20 protein-coding genes and 1 pseudogene are annotated in these 18,898 nt (G+C 33.6%); 6 read left to right on the top strand and 15 right to left on the bottom strand.

Features of this window, described 5'->3' with window-relative positions:
- Window positions 1-38: 38 nt before the first annotated feature.
- A complete protein-coding gene (locus ACE83Q_RS06610) occupies window positions 39-479 on the bottom strand; it encodes a DUF1934 domain-containing protein (protein WP_409021950.1) in 441 nt (146 codons plus the stop codon).
- 168 nt (window positions 480-647) lie between these two features.
- Here ACE83Q_RS06610 and ACE83Q_RS06605 point away from each other — a divergent pair, with 168 nt between their 5' ends.
- The 4 genes and pseudogenes from ACE83Q_RS06605 (at window position 648) to ACE83Q_RS06590 (ending at window position 3,545) form a co-directional block, all read left to right on the top strand.
- A complete protein-coding gene (locus ACE83Q_RS06605; protein WP_409021949.1) occupies window positions 648-2,012 on the top strand; it encodes an HD domain-containing protein in 1,365 nt (454 codons plus the stop codon).
- Window positions 2,002-2,817, top strand: coding sequence for a sugar-phosphatase (gene yidA, locus ACE83Q_RS06600; protein ID WP_409021948.1), 816 nt, complete (start codon window positions 2,002-2,004; stop codon window positions 2,815-2,817). Before ACE83Q_RS06605 ends, yidA begins: the two co-directional genes overlap by 11 nt.
- A gap of 284 nt (window positions 2,818-3,101) precedes the next feature.
- A pseudogene (locus ACE83Q_RS06595) lies at window positions 3,102-3,260 on the top strand (helix-turn-helix domain-containing protein); the annotation flags it as partial.
- Window positions 3,261-3,338: 78 nt separating this feature from the next.
- Window positions 3,339-3,545 carry a hypothetical protein gene (locus ACE83Q_RS06590; RefSeq protein WP_409021947.1) on the top strand — a complete coding sequence of 69 codons (207 nt, stop codon included), beginning with the start codon at window positions 3,339-3,341 and terminating at the stop codon, window positions 3,543-3,545.
- A gap of 53 nt (window positions 3,546-3,598) precedes the next feature.
- On the opposite strand, the gene ACE83Q_RS06585 is transcribed toward ACE83Q_RS06590, so the two are convergent.
- Window positions 3,599-3,913 carry a hypothetical protein gene (locus tag ACE83Q_RS06585; protein ID WP_409021946.1) on the bottom strand — a complete coding sequence of 105 codons (315 nt, stop codon included), beginning with the start codon at window positions 3,911-3,913 and terminating at the stop codon, window positions 3,599-3,601.
- A 479-nt stretch (window positions 3,914-4,392) separates the two neighbouring features.
- Window positions 4,393-4,749, bottom strand: a complete 357-nt coding sequence (locus ACE83Q_RS06580) for a DUF3899 domain-containing protein (protein ID WP_409021945.1) — start codon at window positions 4,747-4,749, stop codon at window positions 4,393-4,395.
- Between the two features lie 144 nt (window positions 4,750-4,893).
- Here ACE83Q_RS06580 and mscL point away from each other — a divergent pair, with 144 nt between their 5' ends.
- Both mscL and ACE83Q_RS06570 read left to right on the top strand, forming a co-directional pair.
- Window positions 4,894-5,343 (top strand): large conductance mechanosensitive channel protein MscL, encoded by a 450-nt coding sequence (gene mscL / locus ACE83Q_RS06575; RefSeq protein ID WP_409021944.1) that lies wholly within the window; start codon window positions 4,894-4,896, stop codon window positions 5,341-5,343.
- A gap of 292 nt (window positions 5,344-5,635) precedes the next feature.
- Window positions 5,636-7,219, top strand: coding sequence for a cation:proton antiporter (locus ACE83Q_RS06570; protein WP_409021943.1), 1,584 nt, complete (start codon window positions 5,636-5,638; stop codon window positions 7,217-7,219).
- A gap of 869 nt (window positions 7,220-8,088) precedes the next feature.
- On the opposite strand, the gene ACE83Q_RS06565 is transcribed toward ACE83Q_RS06570, so the two are convergent.
- The 12 genes from ACE83Q_RS06565 to rnmV form a co-directional block, all read right to left on the bottom strand.
- Window positions 8,089-8,253 carry a hypothetical protein gene (locus ACE83Q_RS06565; RefSeq protein ID WP_409021942.1) on the bottom strand — a complete coding sequence of 55 codons (165 nt, stop codon included), beginning with the start codon at window positions 8,251-8,253 and terminating at the stop codon, window positions 8,089-8,091.
- Window positions 8,254-9,113: 860 nt separating this feature from the next.
- Window positions 9,114-10,091 (bottom strand): ribose-phosphate diphosphokinase, encoded by a 978-nt coding sequence (locus ACE83Q_RS06560; protein WP_409021941.1) that lies wholly within the window; start codon window positions 10,089-10,091, stop codon window positions 9,114-9,116.
- Between the two features lie 90 nt (window positions 10,092-10,181).
- The gene (glmU, locus tag ACE83Q_RS06555) at window positions 10,182-11,573 is read right to left on the bottom strand and encodes a bifunctional UDP-N-acetylglucosamine diphosphorylase/glucosamine-1-phosphate N-acetyltransferase GlmU (RefSeq protein WP_409021939.1); all 1,392 of its coding nucleotides are present in this window, start codon (window positions 11,571-11,573) and stop codon (window positions 10,182-10,184) included.
- Between the two features lie 201 nt (window positions 11,574-11,774).
- The gene (gene purR / locus ACE83Q_RS06550; protein ID WP_409021938.1) at window positions 11,775-12,605 is read right to left on the bottom strand and encodes a pur operon repressor; all 831 of its coding nucleotides are present in this window, start codon (window positions 12,603-12,605) and stop codon (window positions 11,775-11,777) included.
- A 184-nt stretch (window positions 12,606-12,789) separates the two neighbouring features.
- Window positions 12,790-13,617: a metal ABC transporter permease gene (locus ACE83Q_RS06545; protein WP_409021937.1), complete on the bottom strand. Its 828-nt coding sequence runs from the start codon at window positions 13,615-13,617 to the stop codon at window positions 12,790-12,792.
- Window positions 13,578-14,270 (bottom strand): metal ABC transporter ATP-binding protein, encoded by a 693-nt coding sequence (locus ACE83Q_RS06540; RefSeq protein WP_409021936.1) that lies wholly within the window; start codon window positions 14,268-14,270, stop codon window positions 13,578-13,580. Before ACE83Q_RS06540 ends, ACE83Q_RS06545 begins: the two co-directional genes overlap by 40 nt.
- A 9-nt stretch (window positions 14,271-14,279) precedes the next feature.
- Complete coding sequence (locus ACE83Q_RS06535; protein ID WP_409021935.1) at window positions 14,280-15,242, bottom strand: metal ABC transporter substrate-binding protein; 963 nt, start codon at window positions 15,240-15,242, stop codon at window positions 14,280-14,282.
- A 268-nt stretch (window positions 15,243-15,510) separates the two neighbouring features.
- Window positions 15,511-16,101: a cysteine hydrolase family protein gene (locus ACE83Q_RS06530; protein ID WP_409021934.1), complete on the bottom strand. Its 591-nt coding sequence runs from the start codon at window positions 16,099-16,101 to the stop codon at window positions 15,511-15,513.
- A 29-nt stretch (window positions 16,102-16,130) separates the two neighbouring features.
- Window positions 16,131-16,985 (bottom strand): 4-(cytidine 5'-diphospho)-2-C-methyl-D-erythritol kinase, encoded by an 855-nt coding sequence (ispE, locus tag ACE83Q_RS06525; protein ID WP_409021933.1) that lies wholly within the window; start codon window positions 16,983-16,985, stop codon window positions 16,131-16,133.
- 118 nt (window positions 16,986-17,103) lie between these two features.
- On the bottom strand, window positions 17,104-17,340 hold the full coding sequence (locus ACE83Q_RS06520) for a Veg family protein (RefSeq protein ID WP_409021932.1): 237 nt from the start codon (window positions 17,338-17,340) through the stop codon (window positions 17,104-17,106).
- Window positions 17,341-17,432: 92 nt separating this feature from the next.
- Window positions 17,433-18,332, bottom strand: a complete 900-nt coding sequence (rsmA, locus tag ACE83Q_RS06515; protein WP_409021931.1) for a 16S rRNA (adenine(1518)-N(6)/adenine(1519)-N(6))-dimethyltransferase RsmA — start codon at window positions 18,330-18,332, stop codon at window positions 17,433-17,435.
- Window positions 18,325-18,897 carry a ribonuclease M5 gene (gene rnmV / locus ACE83Q_RS06510; RefSeq protein ID WP_409021930.1) on the bottom strand — a complete coding sequence of 191 codons (573 nt, stop codon included), beginning with the start codon at window positions 18,895-18,897 and terminating at the stop codon, window positions 18,325-18,327. Before rnmV ends, rsmA begins: the two co-directional genes overlap by 8 nt.
- Window position 18,898: the final 1 nt, after the last annotated feature.

Here is an 18,898-nt window from a genome sequence, read left to right as displayed (position 1 = left end):
CACGTCCTTTCCAAAAGTCTACTCTTAATCATACATTTTTATGCCGTAAATTGCAATCGTATATTATAGTCTCCCAACAATTCACCGCCAGTTGTTAAGCGATAGTCAATATCAAGTAATCCCGAAATTGGTTGGCTATTTAACTGACTTTTTAAGTGCGTTGTTTCAATTTCAATTGGAATACGACCATACGCTGTTTTATAAACTCCATTAATTTTTTTTTGCGCTAAAAAAATTAATTTTGTGCGTATATCATCTGTTTCTCGAGTTAATTGAATTTCACCATCATCTTGCAATTTAAAGGTAACTGGATTTTTTTTACCCGTTTCTTTGTCCTCTTCTTTATATCTGATATACATCCCATCGCCTAAACGAACGAGTTGTCCCGTTGTTTCAATGACATAGCGTTCAACTTCGCCTTCTTGTGTTTTAATTGTCTCCAAATGGATTGCAATTTGTTTATCTAACGTGATTGCCATACAACTTAATTCCTCCATTCACCTTATTGTTTCACTGTATTATAACTTAGATTTAAATGAATGTCGTTACCTATAATCATCATTATGTCATGACTAAATTACGAATGTTCGTTATAATAGAAGTATTACGAACTTATTTACTATCTAAATTTTCGAGGAGGGATTCTATTGCTCGAACAATCGCCGTTACTTGCTAGAGAAAAAGTGTTACGTGATCCTATTCACGATTACATTTATGTGCAACATCAAGTTATTTTGGATTTAATTAATACTAAAGAATTCCAACGTCTACGCCGAATTAAACAGCTCGGTACAACTTCATTAACTTTTCATGGAGCGGAACATTCACGTTTCACCCATTCCGTAGGTGTTTATGAAATCACACGTCGAATCTGCGATAATTTCCAACGTAATTATCCAAGCAAAGAAGCTGGCGACGGTTTATGGGACGACTCAGAAAAATTAGTGGCATTATGTGCCGCTCTTTTACATGATATCGGTCATGGTCCATACTCACATACTTTTGAGCACATTTTCAAAACAGACCATGAAGCTATTACTGCTCAAATTCTAACTGATCCCTCAACTGAGATTAACCAAGTTTTAGCAAAAGTTTCTGCTGATTTCCCAGAAAAAGTGGCAAGTGTTATTCAAAAAACGTACCCTAATCCACAAGTTGTCCAATTGATTTCGAGTCAAATAGACGCTGATCGAATGGATTACTTATTACGGGATTCTTACTACACTGGTACGAATTATGGTACATTTGATTTAACTCGAATTTTACGTGTGATGCGTCCTTATAAAGGCGGGATTGCATTTGATATCAATGGGATGCATGCCGTTGAAGATTACATTGTCAGCCGATTCCAAATGTACGTCCAAGTTTATTTCCATCCTATTTCTAGATCAATGGAAGTTATTTTAAGTCATTTATTAAATCGGGCTAAATACCTATACGAAAATAATCGCTTAAGTGCCGAGGATTCACCAAAATTACTAATCCCACTTTTTAAGAATGAATTTTCATTAGATGATTATTTACAATTAGACGACGGTGTTTTAACAACTTACTTTACGGAATGGCGTCAAAATACTGATAACATTTCAAGTGACTTAGCCGTCCGTTTCCTGGATCGCAAACCATTTAAATCAATTAAATTTGATGAAGAAACGGTTGAATTATTACCTACTCTAGAACGTCTTATTGAATCAGCTGGTTTTCAACCTGACTACTATACGGCAGAAAATGACAGCTACGACTTACCTTATGATGCCTATGATCCAACCAAAGATAAGCCACGTACCCAAATCGAATTAGCGCAAGAAGATGGTTCACTTGTTGAATTATCTAGCGTCAGTGACCTCGTTGCTTCTATTACTGGTAAAGTATCAGGCGACCGCCGCTTCTTCTTCCCAAGAGAATTAGTAAAATCAGAGAACGATTTATTCGCTGACATTTATGCACAGTTTAGAACATATCTTAATAATGATACTTTAATCAACCCAAAGGAGATTCATCATGACAATTAAATTAATCGCAATCGATATTGACGGTACTCTCGTTAATGATAAAAAAGAAATCGCACCAGAAACTATTACTACTATTAAAGCTGCTAAAGCTGCTGGCATCAAAGTTGTTCTTTGTACCGGACGTCCTTTAACAGGTGTCACAAAATACTTAGAAAAACTTGGTTTAACATCAGATGATGATTTTGTTATTACTTTTAATGGCGCCTTAGTTCAAGTTTCAGGCTCTGGTGAAGTTCTAATTCATCATACGTTAGATATTAACGATTACAACATAATCGAAGAAACAAGTCGTGAATTAAACGTCCATGTTCATGCTGAAGATCAAGCATTAATGTATACACCTAATGCTGATATCAGTGAGTATTCTGTGGCAGAGTCATTCTTAGTTCAAATGCCTATTCGTTTCCGAAAACCTGAAGAAATGGACAAGAATATCGTCATTTCGAAAATGATGTATATTGATTATCCTGAAGTTATTACACGTGTCGTTAAGGAATTACCCGCAAAAATTACCGATAATTATTACTACGTCCAAAGTGAACCTTACTTTTTAGAACTCCTAAACAAAAATGCCAGCAAGGGAAATGCCGTTATGTCCTTAGCTGATAAATTAGGTTTCACCAAAGACGAGGTTATGGCGCTTGGTGATCAAGGTAATGATTTATCAATGATCCAAGCAGCAGGTCTAGGTGTTGCCATGGGTAACGCTATTCAAGAAGTTAAAGATAATGCTCAAGCAGTAACTGCTACTAATGTTGAATTAGGTGTTGCTAAAGCAATCCAAAAATATGCATTAGCTGATTAAATGAATTAAAAAAGGGAGTCACTTTGCTTATCAAAGTGACTCCCTTTTTTAATTCCGTTTAACCCTGTACGATTAAAGATACTATTAAGGCATAAATGATAATAATAATGGTCATCAGCACCCTAATGAGGTCCTTAATAAGCCATAGAAATAGCCCTTATTAAATGAGGTATACCCCAATTTCATCGTTATTAGTTCTTTATATTCTACTATCTTCCCTAATTACTTATATGCTATTATAAAATCAGAATATTTGGAGGAGATAAAATGGACTAAGTCAACAACTCAAACATGCACGTCAAGAATCCGGACTATCTCAATCCGCAGTCTCTGAGCAATTACATATTTCAAGACAAACAATCTCACAATGGGAAAATGGGCGAAGTACTCCTGATATCGATACACTTAAATCTTTAAGTACTATCTATCATTGTTCTTTAGTTGAACTTCTTAATGAAAAAGTTGATTCAAATAATAATCAAAATCTTAAATTTGTAGAGAAACCAAAAGATGAGGGATTATTGCTATTACTACTAACTTGTCTTTCATTTCTAATTGCACCTGTAGGTCTAATTATTGCACCATTAATCGTTTGGCATAATAAATCCACTAATACCTTTTCGAAAACTATTTATCTTATTTGTATTATTGTCATTATTTATAACTTATATGTTGTTTACGGTCTTCTATCTGATTCACTTAACTGGGGATCTGCTAGTTACTATTAACTAACTTTTAATTTTCTGCAACTAGTCCCTATCTTATATGAAACATGTCAGAATCACTTTACATCATTTTTAATTTTTATCATCGTTCTCCAGTCCCAATAAATAGCAAATACTGAAATAAGTGCCATTATCGGAACAAGTGGCCTATCGTCTCTCCAAAGCATTGCTAGAATTAAACAAAACATTGGCACAATAATCAAGTAGCGATACATCCCAAATTTAATAAAAACCCAATTCTTATATGTTCTAGGAATAAAGCTAATAATAATCAATATGATAGGCAATGCCATACTTACTATATTATTTTTCAACATGCTACCTCTTTCTAAAATGCGTTGAAGGATACACCATGAGCCTGCTATCGTCACTGCTGCCCCTGACGAAATTACTCTGCCAACTAAATCGCTATAATACTAAATAACCCTCAACTCATATTTATTTTTTCCATTCCATTATGTTTCAACCTAGTACATCTATTGGTACATTTTTAGTATACAAAAATATATCCAATAATATAGAGCAATTATTGATTGCAATGTGTAAGGATTACTTTACATATTGGCCTAATGATTGATTTAAAGCTATTTTAAAATTAAATAATATTTCTAAAATAAAACTCAAAAAAACAGACCCAGATTTGAATGATCAAAGTTAGGTCTGTTTTTGGGCGAATTATCTTCTAAACAACAATCGCATAAATTCTCTAAAAGATAACTTTGATTGCTTAAACTGTTTATATAATGATCCAGCATTTTCTGCGAATCCACCATCGACAAAGTATGATTCTACAGCAAAACACAAAACGATGATAATACCCAAAAAATATTCATGACATCATCTCCCTAGTTTAAATAGTCACTAATACAGCAATCACAATCATTAATCCACCAACAATAAAACAACTACGCATCAATGGTGATATTTTAAGCGGACGATTTTTTTTACTTCCTACACTTTTAACATCAATTTTACGTTCATTATAATCTTCTTTAGATTCACCTTTATCTCGTCGTTTAAACCAGCCAGCAAATAGTTGTGCTTGACTCAAAATCAATATAATTCCGATTAAAATTAATATAATGCCAATATAAAAATATGCATTAGATAAAGAAAAACTATCCCCTCCAACACGGATCCAGATAATCGCAGCAATGATTGCCAGTACACTTAATAAAAATGTGACATTCCTTTTAGCCTGTTTCATGATGGTTAGTTCCTCGCTCACTTTTAATTTGTGCTTTGATTATATCATTCAAACCTATTAACTCACAATTTTCAGTTCACTTATCCTATAAAATCCGTTATACTTTAAGATACAGTTAACCAAATTAAAGGAGACTCATCAAACATGTTAAAAGAATTTAGAGATTTTATCACTCGCGGAAATGTGATGGATTTGGCAGTCGCTGTTATTATTGGTGGTGCATTTACAACAATCGTTAAATCTTTCACAACTAACATCATTGGTCCTATCATTGCACTTGTCGTTGGTAAAGTTGACTTGTCAGGGATCGTTCTCACAATTGGTGATACAACTTTCAAAATCGGACAATTTTTAGACGATGTCATTAACTTTATAATCGTAGCATTTGTTATCTTTATGTTGCTTAAGGGAATCACAGCACTTAGAAATGCAACAAGTAGATCTAATGATAAGGAAGAAGAATCTTCAGAAACGACGTTAACACCTACTGAAGAATATTTAAAAGATATCCGTAACTTACTAGCTGAAAGAGATAGTGACTTACCTCGAGAAGCATCAAAAAAAATTGAAGAAAAAATTGCAAAAGAAGACTAAATAATAACTAATAAAAACTTGATTCTGAAGTGTACCTCCGGTATTGGATTTTGGTCCAATACCGGAGGTTTTTTATGATTATATTTTTAAATTTAGGTTGTTAAAGTCTACTCTTCTTATGCGAGAGTGCAATAATTGGCACCCTTTAAGCAACGCTAGTACTTTTTCTTTTAGCTTATGTTAACATCAACGTGTACTGATTAAATTTGTGATAATTACGAGGTAAATACTAAGCCAAATTGGTAAATTATCTCGTTACTCAATTTGGATATACATATAAAGGAGTTTTTTTATGGATCTGTTAATTTCTTCATTGGCGATTGCCATTGCTGTAGCTTTTAGCAATATTATTGCTCGCTATACTAAACAAATCGCTGGGCCTTATATTAATTTATTGATGGGGATTGTTGTTGCGGCTATCCCATGGACTAATCATTTTGTCTTAGGGTTTAATAATGAAATCTTTATGATTTTAATTTTAGCGCCACTCTTATTCTTTGAAGGCCAAAAAACGCCAATTTTAATGGTTAGAAAAAGAATGAAAAGTATCATGGGGGCGGCTGTCAGCTTAGCAGTAATCTCTGCAGTAGTTACAGCTATACTTATTAGCCAACTCTTTAGCCTAGCTCTTCCAGTCGTTCTAATCATCGTGGCAATTGCAACGCCAACTGATGCAACTGCGTTTGATGCAGTTGTTGAAGGTCGAAAAATAGCCCAGCCAATTAGAAATATTTTAAAAATGGAATCATTATTTAATGACGCAACGGGTATCATTTTATTGCAAGCTGGCATATTATGGTTAACTACTGGACATCTATCATTTTGGGAGAATACTGGTGCATTTTTTAAATCAGCTGGCAGTGGTTTACTCTTAGGGGCTGTTTTAGCGTTTTTAATAATGGCTTTTCGACAGTATTTTGTTCGTTCAACAAGGAATGTTATCTCTTCGCAAACTTTATTTTATTTACTAACACCTTTTTTTATTTATTTTTTAACAGAAAGACTTGGGGGATCTGGCATTATCGCAGTAGTAACAGCTGGACTAGTTCATAATAGTGAAGCAAATCGAAGTCGGTTCTCATCACCGCACCAGATACATTTTGGAATTCAGCTGATTAATTTTATGACGGAAGTTTTAAATGGTGCAGTCTTTGTTATTCTAGGTATCAGTCTGGAAAGAATTTTAGTTAGCCAATCACAAATTTTATTTGGTTCACTTGTATGGCTAGCAATTGGAGTGGCCGTTTATTTCTTACTTTTAATCTGTCGTTATTTTTATGCACGACTTTTTATTAGTGACCGACGTTCAAAAACAGCATGGCTATTTTCATTAGGTGGCGTCCACGGTACGGTCACACTTGCAATGACCTTTTCCATTGGCAATGAAATTAGTCCACAACTATTTAACTTTATCATCGTTGTAGAAACTGTTGTCATCATTTTAAGCATGTTAGTCCCTACTATTTTATTTAAAAAATTACTGTTAGTTGACAGTAATGCAGAAACTTGGGAAACACAATTAACACAAATACGTCATGATATGGTTACGGAAGGTATCAAATCTCTTGAAATACTAGAATTGTCGCCGACTGTTAAAGCAAGCGTCGTCTATGACTTGCATGATCAAATTCGAAAGAATACATTAAGTTCTTTTTTTAAACAATGGCGTACTTTTACAGTTAATAAATCAGGAATGACTAATCTACAAAGTGTTGAACAACGCCGAGCATTGATGTACGCATTTGATGCTGAACGTAACTATTTATCTGATTTAGTAAAGCATAATTCAGCGAGTTCTGATTATGTTTATGAAATTTACAGTGATATTTTATTGGCAGAGTCACTTGTTTTAGATCCAAGAAATCAAATGTTATAAAAATTCGGAGTTTTACATTTACTGGGCCCTATTGGTTATGAACTATATACCGAACTTAAATAGATGAATGATATCAATAAGTGATCTATGTTTGCATACAAGCGCTAAACTAGATTCTAATGTAGGTGCCGGCTAAGTCAGTGACAACTTTTTAGAATTAAATAGTGCTTTATTCTAAGAAAATATTTATGTAAAAAGTAATCATATTTTATCTTTTTTATGTCACATTTTCTTCACAACTACTTGTTATGATAACTTCATACCTTAATTAATAACTTTTAAATTTTAATTTATTTCCCCGAATAAATTAATCTAACTCATAACTAATTTCTCCCCTGAAATTAATTATCTCTACTCCCTTTTTCCGTCAGTCTCCCCGGACTGACGGTTTTTTTATACCCTTAAAATTAAAGTGTATCGACTGTAAAATCATAATATTCAAGCGTTATAATCTGTAGTAATAAATAACAATCTAAGATTATTTTGGTCCCTTTTTAACATTACGAGTAATGTCTCTAATTAAATATATGTTTGAAGTCTAAGTTTAATGCCCAACCTGATTGGTTATATTCTCAGATTAGACACAAGACTATTCTGATTATCGATTAGCTCAATAATAAATTAAAAAGAGAAGTCTTCAGATTGATTTCTGATTACTTCTCTTTTTAATTAGTTTTTATTCTATTTTTTTTAACTTTTTTTCTAGTTCTAATATCTTTTTTGTTGTTAATTCATTAAGTTTAGCAGAACTAATTATTACTTTTCGTCTAGCTTTCTTATATTTATATAAACATACACATAAGTAAATGTAGAAAGCAATCCAAATACAAAATAATACTAAAGGCATAACAAGATAAACTAGATCATAACTATTCATTATTTTTCCCTTCTAATCTACTTATTTGTTCTTGTTGCTTCTTTTCCACATCATTAAGTTCGGTAATTTCTTTTTTATATTTCCGAATTTTTAAAATCATTAATACCAGCGTTCCAATTAATAAAAATATTAATACTTTTATCTCAAATTCTATCATATCCTTCTCCTTCTATATTATTAAAGAACCTGCAAAAACTATGAAAATAGCAACTAAAGTTACCCCAAGTTCTGCCCCAACACTAGTTACTGTACTAGATGTACTAAATGCCATGGATATTTTAGATAACTCTCCCGCATAGTCAAAGTTAGGCTCCCTAAATTTTTTAATATAATATTATAATCTTGTACCGGATATGGATCACTCCCTATTCAATTAGACTCTTCATAAAGTATCTTAATTCCATAAATTATTTCACCTTTAATTAATTGACTAATTATTCAACCCTTATTCAATCAAAATATTATAGAATAGACTTGATAGGTTACAAACAATTCAAATAAATCTTTAATTTTCATTTACCTTCTGCTAGCCTTAAACAGTCTTATAAGTTATAATTTAACAATTATTGAGCTAAAAGAACCATAGCAACACTTTCTTAAACTATATTTACTACCTTTTAATATACACTTTATCAATTTTAAAGGGTAGTAGAAAAGTTGTATTTAATAATCAGCTCAAATAGTGCTTTATTCTAAGAAAATCTTTATGTAAAAACTACTAAAATATTATATATCCTATACTTTCACCCCACAAAAAAAGTAATCATATTTTATCTTTTTTACGTCACATTTTCTTCACAACTACTTGTTATGATAACTTCATACCTTAATTAATAACTTTTAAATTTTAATTTATTTCCCCGAATAAATTAATCTAACTTATAACTAATTTCTCCCCTGAAATTAATTATCTCTACTCCCTTTTCCGACAGTTCCCCCCGGACTGTCGGTTTTTTTATGTCTTAAATTTAGATACAAAAAAAGTTAGACAACATTAGTCATCTAACTTTCTTAACTTTATTTTTCATTATGGAAACGATTTTTAAATAATGGACTAACTGGTTTGTTTTCATGAATTCTCGTGATTGCATCCCCAATTAATTGACCCACTGAAATTTGAACTAATTTATCAATTTTCTTGTCTTCAGGTAACTGAATTGAATCTGTTACGATAAATTGCTTAATAGGTGATTTTGCAATTCTTTCAACAGCTGGACCTGATAAAACCGGATGAGTTGCACTTGCATACACTTCAGTTGCACCGGCATCCATTAAAGCCTGAGCAGCAAGCGTAATTGTTCCTGCCGTATCAACCATATCATCAATTAAGATACAACGTTTGCCTTCAACGGTACCAATAATGTTCATCACTTCAGCAACGTTTGCTTTAGGACGACGTTTATCAATAATTGCGATAGGTGCTTTCAAGAATTCTGCTAATTTACGAGCACGTGTTACTCCACCATGATCAGGTGAAACAACAACAGCATCTTTATCTAATCCTTCAGTTAAGAAGTAATCAGCTAATAAAGGTGCACCCATCAAATGATCAACTGGAATATCAAAAAATCCTTGAATTTGAGCAGCATGCAAATCAAGCGCTAAAATTCTTGTTGCACCAGCTTTTTCTAACATGTCAGCAACTAATTTTGCTGTAATTGGTTCCCGTGAACGTGCTTTACGATCTTGACGAGCATAACCATAGTAAGGAATAACGACATTAATTGATTTAGCACTTGCGCGGCGCAAAGCATCAATCATAATTAATAATTCCATAATATTGTCATTGACGGGTGCAGATGTTGATTGAACAATGTAAACATGATCTCCACGAATACTTTCTTCAATATTAATTCTGATTTCACCATCACTAAAGCGATCTACAGAGGTTTTACCTAATTTAACACCAACAGCATCAGCAATTTTTTCAGCCAATGGTTTATTCGAGTTCAAAGCAAAAATTTTCAACTTTGGATCAAAATAATGTTCTGACATATGTGCCTCCAGTTATTTAATTTTCCCTACTTAAAATTTTAAATACTAATCAAGTAAATTGCAAGTTAAAATCCGATAAGAATTCGCTTACTAATCAATTTCTGGTGCATGCGCTACTGGTAATTTGTCAAAATAACCTTTTTTGTTCACTTGACGACCACGAGCAATACCCATATCGTGTGAATCAATATTATCTGTAATTGTTGATCCAGCAGCAATAAATACATGATCACCAACTTCTAGTGGTGCAACTACATTAGATCCACTACCAATAAATGAATGATCACCAATGTTGGTATGGTGTTTATTAACGCCATCATAATTAACAAAAACGACGCCACATCCGACATTAATATCTTTGCCTAAAGTGGCATCCCCAACATAAGTTAAATGACCGACCTTAGTACTCTTACCGATAGTTGCATTTTTAATTTCTACAAAATTACCGATATGAGCAGCTTCGCCGATATGTGCTTTAGGACGTAAATGACTATATGGTCCAATGTTGCTCTTTGTTTCCATTTCAGAATCTTCAAGATATGATGACGTAACAGTTACCTTATCATGAATAATACTATCGATAATTTCAGAATGAGCACCAATAACACAATCTTCACCAATGACTGTATTACCTTTTAAGTAAACGCCTGGTTCTACAATTGTATCTGAACCAATTTTAACATTATATTCGATGTAAGTCGTCTCAGGGTCAACCAAAGTCACACCATTACGCATATGTTTTTCGTTAATCCGACGTTGCATAACTTTAGTTGCAGCAGATAAAGCCACACGATCATTTACACCCATTGATTCAGAGAAATCTTTCATGCGGTAGGCTGCAACTATCTTACCTTGTTTTTTAAGAATTTCCATAACGTCAGTTAAGTAATATTCACCTTGAGCATTATCATTTGTTACTTCATGTAAAGCTTCAAATAAAGTTTTATTATCAAAACAGTACACACCTGTGTTAATTTCTTGAACATTAGCTTCTTGAATTGTGGCATCTTTTTGTTCAACAATTTTTTCAACAATCCCAATATCATTACGAATAATACGACCGTAACCTGTTGGATCTTCTGCTTGTGCTGTTAAAACAGTTGCAGCAGCACCTTTTTCTTTATGATATTCAAATAATTCACCAAATGTTTTGGCAGTAAGTAAAGGTGTATCACCATTAGCAATAATGGTCATACCCTCTTTATCTTTTAAGATTTTTTCTGCTTGAAGGACAGCATGACCAGTTCCCAATTGTTCTGCTTGAAGAACATATTCTGAGCGATTGCCTAACGTTTCTTCAACCTGCTCAGCACCATGACCCACAATGGTAACAACTTCATCCATATTATTTGCTTCAATTTCCGATAAAACGTGGTCAACCATTGGACGCCCAGCAATCGGATGTAACACTTTATATAGTTTAGATTTCATTCTTGTCCCTTTACCGGCAGCAAGAATAATTGCATATTTAGCAACTGTCATTAGATAGTCTCCTCCAATTATATTCTAATATTCTACCTTAATAATAGCTTAAACCCGTATGTGTTGCAAGATTTCGAATAAATATGCTTACTTTATTCGAAATTAAAAAACACTTGATTTTAAATTATTATTGGAATTTTCTAAAAAAAACTTAATGTTAAATTTAACATTAAGTTTTCATATAAATTATCTATTAACTTTTTATTTTTTAAATGTTTTTGTTAAATAATTTCCTTCACTAACATGAATGGTTTTGTCTGTATGATTAATTTCATCTACTTTTAACAATGAACTATAATCATCAACAATCCGGTCACCACTAAAGGCGCCTTCAGCGAAAACGGAAATACCGACTAAGTTTGCTTCAAACTCTTCGATTAAGCTCTTCATTCCGTTAACTGTGCCGCCACCCTTCATAAAATCATCTACGATTAATACGTTAGCACCACGTTTTAAACTACGCTTTGATAATTCCATTTTTTCAATACGTTCACTTGAGCCAGATACATAGTTAACACTAACGGTTGAGCCCTCAGTGATTTTTGAATCACGACGCACAATAACAAATGGTACATTCAAAAATGTTGAGACACTTTGTGCGATAGGTACACCTTTAGTTGCAACTGTCATAACGGCATCAATTTTTTGGTCTAAGTACTCTGTTGCAATCAAGCGTCCTACTTGACGTAAAACGTCAGGACGACCAAGTAAATCAGACAGGTAGACATAGCCACCAGGTAATAACCGATCTTTTTCTGATAATTCCTCAGTCATTGATTCAATAAATTCGCGTGCTTCTGCTTCATCAATAGATGGAATAAAACGTGCACCACCAGCTGCGCCAGGAATTGTTTCTAGCGTTCCCGTGCCTCGCTCTCTAACTGTACGTTTTACAATTGCAAGATCTTCACTAATTGATGATTTAGCTGATTCATAACGTTTTGAGAAATACGTCAAAGAAACCAACGTATGTGGTCTTTCTAGTAAATAACGAGTCATATCAATTAATCGATCACTTCTTCTTGTTTTCATATATATCAGGCCTTTCTTTTAAAACATGTCTAGTATTCAAAGTGTGATTTTCATTATAACCCGTTTTACCGAATAATAACAGTAAAACACTAAAATAAAATTATTAACGTTCGGTTTTTAATGATTTTCTAATAAAAAAACAAGCTATTTTTAAAAGTAGCTTGTTGATTGTTAATATTCGGTTTTATTTTTGTTTGTTAATTTGAAGTCTAACGGATATGACTTTGATAATACTGCAGATAATAAAGATTGCAATGAATAACAGCGTAATCGTTGCACCAGGTGGTGTATTGAATTGATAAGATGACATTAATCCGCCAACCATCCCAATTACACCAACTATCACACCAATTATAATAACCAGATTAAAACTACGACCCAGTCGCATTGCAATTGCTGCAGGTAAAATCATGATTGCAGAAACAAGTAATGCACCGGCAATTGGCATCATTATAGCAATCGTCACACCTGTCACTGCGTTAAAAATAATTGACATTAATCTAACCGGTAAGCCTTCAGCAAATGCCGTTTCTTCGTCAAAAGTTAAAACATACATTGGCTTTTTGAATAATAGAAAGAGAACGACAATTAATACAGTTAAAATTGCTAAAATGACAACTTGTGCCGAACTAATCGTCACAATTGAACCAAATAAATATTGCTGTACACTCATCGAACTTGCGCCTTGATTTAAACTCATTAAAACTAAGGCAATTGATAGTCCGGCAGACATCATAATGGCAATTGAAACTTCTGAATACGTGCGGTATAAGTTACTTAAAAATTCAATTAGAACTGAGGCAATTAAAACCACAATCAGTGTTGTAACCGTCGGATTAATATTAACAAACAACCCTAACGCGACCCCTGCTAACGAAACATGTGACAATGTATCTGCCAAAAGTGATTGCCTTCTTAAAACTAAGAATAATCCCAATAAAGGCGTAATTACTGCCATTAAAAGTGAAGCAATTAAAGCTCGTTGCATGAATCCATCGAGAAACATCTCCATTGTGAGTCCTCCTTTCTAACTAATTTAATATGGCGATCAATATATTCTGAAACATCTTCATGATCGTGCGTTATCATCAAGATACCTTTATGATGCGTATGTGCTTCATGTTGTAATAATTCGTAGAAATCGTGACGAGATTGTTCATCCATCCCTGTCGTTGGTTCATCTAAAATAAATAAATCAGGATCTGCTGCAAAAATACGGGCTAAACAAACACGTTGTTTTTGACCACCAGATAATTCACCAATTTTATGATTCTTAAAGTTCCACATATTAACTGTTTCTAGTGCTTTTTTTATATGTTCATGATCATTTTTATTCAGACGTCTTAACCAACGATTTTGTTGGTAACGGCCTGATGCTACTAGTTCATATACTGTTGACGGAAAACCCGCATTAAATGATGAAATCTCTTGTGGGATATATCCGACACGTAATTTTTTATTATTTAAATTAGTTTTAGAAATTTCAGCCGTGCCTTTAGCCGGATGTAATAGGCCAAGTACATTTCTAATTAAAGTTGATTTTGCAGCACCATTTTCACCAGTTAAAATGACAAATTCACCCGAATCAATGTGGAAATTAATATCTTGTAAAACAGGTTCTTCATCATAATAAAAGGTAAGATCTTTGACTTCAATATATTTCATCTATTCTCCTTATTTAACAACCGTTTTTAACGATTTTAAATTATCTTGCATTACTGAAAGGTATGTTTCTCCATCTTCAATTTGAACTTTTGATAGTCCTTCAATTGGATTCAACCCTTTAACCTTAATATTGGTTTCTTTAGCTAACATATTCGCAATTTTACTAGAATCATTAGATTCAGTAAAAATGGTATCTACATCATACTTTTTAATATACGTTTGTAACTCTGCTAAACGTTTTGGACTAGGTTCTTCATCCGAAGAAATACCCGCAATCGCAACTTGTGTTAGACCATATTGTTTTGCTAAGTAAGCAAATGCCGCATGTTGCGTAACGAATGTTTTATTCTTAGCATTTTTAAATGTTGTTTTATAGTCTTGATTTAATTCCGTTAATTTTTTCAAATAAGTATTTGTTCGTTTTACATAATATTTTTCATTTTTAGGATCTTGCTGAATTAACTCTTTTGAAATGTTTTTAACCATTTCTTTTGCGTTTTCAGGATCTAACCAAATATGAGGGTCGTAATTGCTAGTCGATGAAAATGAACTTTCCTCTTCTTTATTGGCTAATTCAGCCTCTTCACTTTTCAATTCATCGTTCTCATCAATCATTTTAATTGAATGACTAGCATTTAAAATCTGAGTTTGCTTTTCATCTATACTTGATTTCAAACTTTTAACCCACGTTTCCATATTGTCACTACTATAAATAAAGATATCTGACCTCGAAATTTTACTAATATCCTTTGCGCTAGGTTCATAATCATGCGGTTCTGTCCCAGCAGGCATCAACATTGTTATATCTGCTTTATCACCTGCAACTGCCTTGGTAAATTCATATACTGGGTAAAATGTCGTGATAACCTGTAATTTATTAGACTCTTTCTTAGTTGTCCCTTGCCCACACCCGGCCAATACAACAACTAACATCGTGAGTACTATGCTTACTAAAACTAATTTTTTTTGCATGGTTTCTCCCTCATTTTTTCAAATCGTAATCTAAATAGTAATCAATACCATTACCGACAAATATTAGAATATCATTTTAGATACGGCTACGTCAACTTTTTTAAGTGAAACTAATATTTTCAAGTGTATGTTATCAGTAATCCAGTATGTGAATCGCTTGTGCTTAACATATTAGAATATTCAGCCAACATAAAAACCCCTAGTATTAGATTTCATCCAATACCAGGAGTTTACTTCAAAATAAAGGTCGTCCAGTTGTTATTTTTTACTACTCTTTAATTTCTGCACCCATCGAATCCTTAAAATGTGTTAATGCCCATTCATGTCCAACTTGATTAAAGCTAGCTGTTGCTTTTTCATACACAATAATTTTATAACCTAAATTATATGCATCAACCGCTGTATGCAACACACAGATATCCGTACAGACACCAATTAAATGAACAGTATCAATTGACCGAGCTCGTAATCTTAAATCTAAATCCGTTCCCGCAAAAGCACTATATCTCGTTTTATCCATCATATAAACATTTGATTTATCTTTATGTACCTGATACCAAGGTTCCAACTCACCATAGAAATTACGACCATTTGTACCTGCAATATTATGTGGTGGAAATAAATTAGTTTCTGGATGAAATGGGTCATTTTCATAATGAATATCAGTTGCTAAAACAACATAATCACCTTTTTGTTCAAACTCATTCATTAATTCTACCACTCGAGCTTCAATCTCTTGAGCAGGTTTTCCCGCCGTTAAGTGTCCATCTGCCGCTACAAAATCATTTGTATAGTCAATTTCAATTAAGGCTTCCACAAGTTGTCCCTCATTTTCAGTTGTATTTAATGCATTCAACATAACAAATTATGTTAATTATCGCAATAAAATCAACTTAACGGTCTCACTAAGTAAACCTCTTCACAGAAACCTTTTAAACTATTGTAGACATGCTGTGCGCGACTTTTTTTACGACATATCGCAAATACAGTTGGGCCTGATCCACTCATTTCCGCTGCATCTGCCCCAAATTTTATCATTTTTTCTTTTAAACGTGTAATTTCAGGATGACGTTCAGCCGTAATCGGCTCAAGTGCATTACCCAGATTGTCAATTATAGCATCCATATCATCGTCCTCAATCGCATTCACAATTGCGTTTACATTTGGATGAGTGAGCCGCGCATAATCAATTTGTTTAATAATCGTTGGTGTTGAAACACTAATCTTAGGTTTTGCAACCACTAACCAAACAGGGGGTAAGTCTTTTAAAACAGCAATCTTCTCGCCACGACCAGTTACATGAGCCGTTCTACTATAAACGCAGTAAGGCACATCAGAATCAATCCCCAAGCCAATTTTTGCCAACTCTGCTAAAGATAAATTGAGTTTCCATAATTGATTCAAAGCACGTAAAACTGCTGCTGCATCTGATGAACCTCCACCCAAACCGGCAGCAACTGGGATTTGTTTCTTGATATGTATTTGAGCACCTTTTTTAATATGAAATTTATCCTGTAAAATTTTTGCTGCTTTATAAGCTAAATTTCGGTGATCACACGGTAAAAAACCACTATCAGTTTCCACTGTAATGTCCGTTCGATCGTCTAGCGATTTGATATGTAAGTAGTCTGCTAAATCAACTGATGTCATTACCATTCGCCATTCTTGTTCACCATCTTGGTGGTTGAATGGGGTGTCTAAACTCAAGTTAATTTTAGCTGGGGCTTTTTCACGAATCTCCATGTTCTCACCTAATCCTATACGTCCTTAATTAACTCTAATTATACTAATTATTTCTAAAAATAAAAGCCTAAGTTAAGATGTTCTAAAAACATCCCTACTTAGGCTTTTATACTTATTTTTAATCTTCAAAATCAATTTCAATGTTTTTTGTTAGTACGTCTGTGTAGCTATATGAAACGCGCTCGAATGAATTCTCATCTTGGTTTAAATCGACTACAAAAATAGCTGGGAATGTTTCACGTAAAATCCCCTTACGTTCTGTAGTTTTCTTTCTACCGGCTTGAGCAACTACCGTTAAATTTTTTCCGACTTGGGCATCTAATGTACCTTTGATGCTGGCTAAAGTTTCTGGCATGATGGGCTTCACCTTCTTATGTGAAACATCATACCATAGTTTCACAAGATTTGCAATTATACCACATCGAACATCAGTAGTTCAATAAGAAGTTAATTAAATTTCTCTTCTACTTTGATAAGATTGTTAGATAAAACAATAAATTCATGAATACTTAGTTTTTCAGCACGAATTTGAGCAGAAATTTCTGATGCATCCAATGCTGCTTGTAATGCTTCACGAATTTCGGGCGTTTTACCATAAATTGATTGCAAATTGTTCCATAAACTTTTACGTCGATGTTGGAAACTCCCTTTAACTAATTTAAAGAAGACCTTTTCACTAATTGGGCGTTCAACGTCGCCTTCTTTTTGATTCAAGACAATAATAGCTGAATCAACATTAGGTTGTGGAATAAAGACGGTTCTTGGAACAACAAATGCGACTTCAGCATCCATTTCATATTGAACGGCTACCGTTAGTGATCCATATGTACGACTACCTGGATCAGCTGCGATTCGTTCTGCCACTTCTTTTTGCATCATAACAACGATTTTATCTAATTTAACCGCTGTTTCTAGTAAATGCATGATAATGGGCGTCGTAATGTAATAAGGTAAATTAGCGACTAATTTTAATGGATGCTGTCCATCAAAATGTTCTTCTACTAACGCTGGTAAGTTAGCTTTTAAAATATCTTGCTCCACAATATCAACATTATCATACGGACTTAGTGTTTCACCAAGCACAGGAATCAAATTTTGGTCAATTTCAATTGCTAAAACATGATGTGCACGTCTAGCTAATTGTTCAGTTAATGAGCCAATACCAGGTCCAATTTCGATAACATCATCTTCAGCCGTAATATCTCCAGCGTCCACAATATTCATTAGTACATTTTTATCTGTTAAAAAATTTTGGCCTAAACTCTTTTTAAAAGTTAAACCATACGTTTCCATAATTGCTTTAGTTCTAATAGGTGAAGCAATGTCTGGCACATCATTGTTAGCCATGTTTTTCCTCCGTTATTGTCTCGTTAATTTCTTGCAAAGCGTCGACGAACTCTTCTGGTGAAATTTGAAATAGTTTCAATCGGTTGTATAGTTGTTTTCCATTTGTGTAACCAATTTTGAGGTACTCACCTAATTTTTCACGCTTAGCTTTGGCATCTGGCCCGGCAATCAGTCCCGCCGTTTGTAAATCCTCTAAGCTGATCAATGTTTCGCCATCAGGCATTTCTGTATACAAGTGATCTAGTGCCTCGCGAATTGCTTCAACTGAAGCATGTTCAACGCCTAAACTCCCTTTATGATCTGGGACAGCTTCACTTTTTTTAAGAAAAGCATGCTGCACATTTGGAACTCGTGCTGAAATAGTCTTACGAATTTTTTCACCCGAAAAATCAGGATCCGTAAATACAATTACGCCTCGAGTTTCTTGCAACAATTCAATTTGGTCTAACGTTTCATCACTAATAGCTGAGCCGCGTGTTTCAATCGTATCTGCATTAACAGCTAAATGGATACGTTTTGTGTCATCGCGACCTTCAACTACGATTACTTCTCTAATTTTCTGCATA

Source organism: Dellaglioa kimchii (genome assembly GCF_046115505.1).
Taxonomy (GTDB): Bacteria; Bacillota; Bacilli; order Lactobacillales; family Lactobacillaceae; genus Dellaglioa; species Dellaglioa kimchii.
This window is presented reverse-complemented; position numbering and strand designations above follow the sequence as displayed.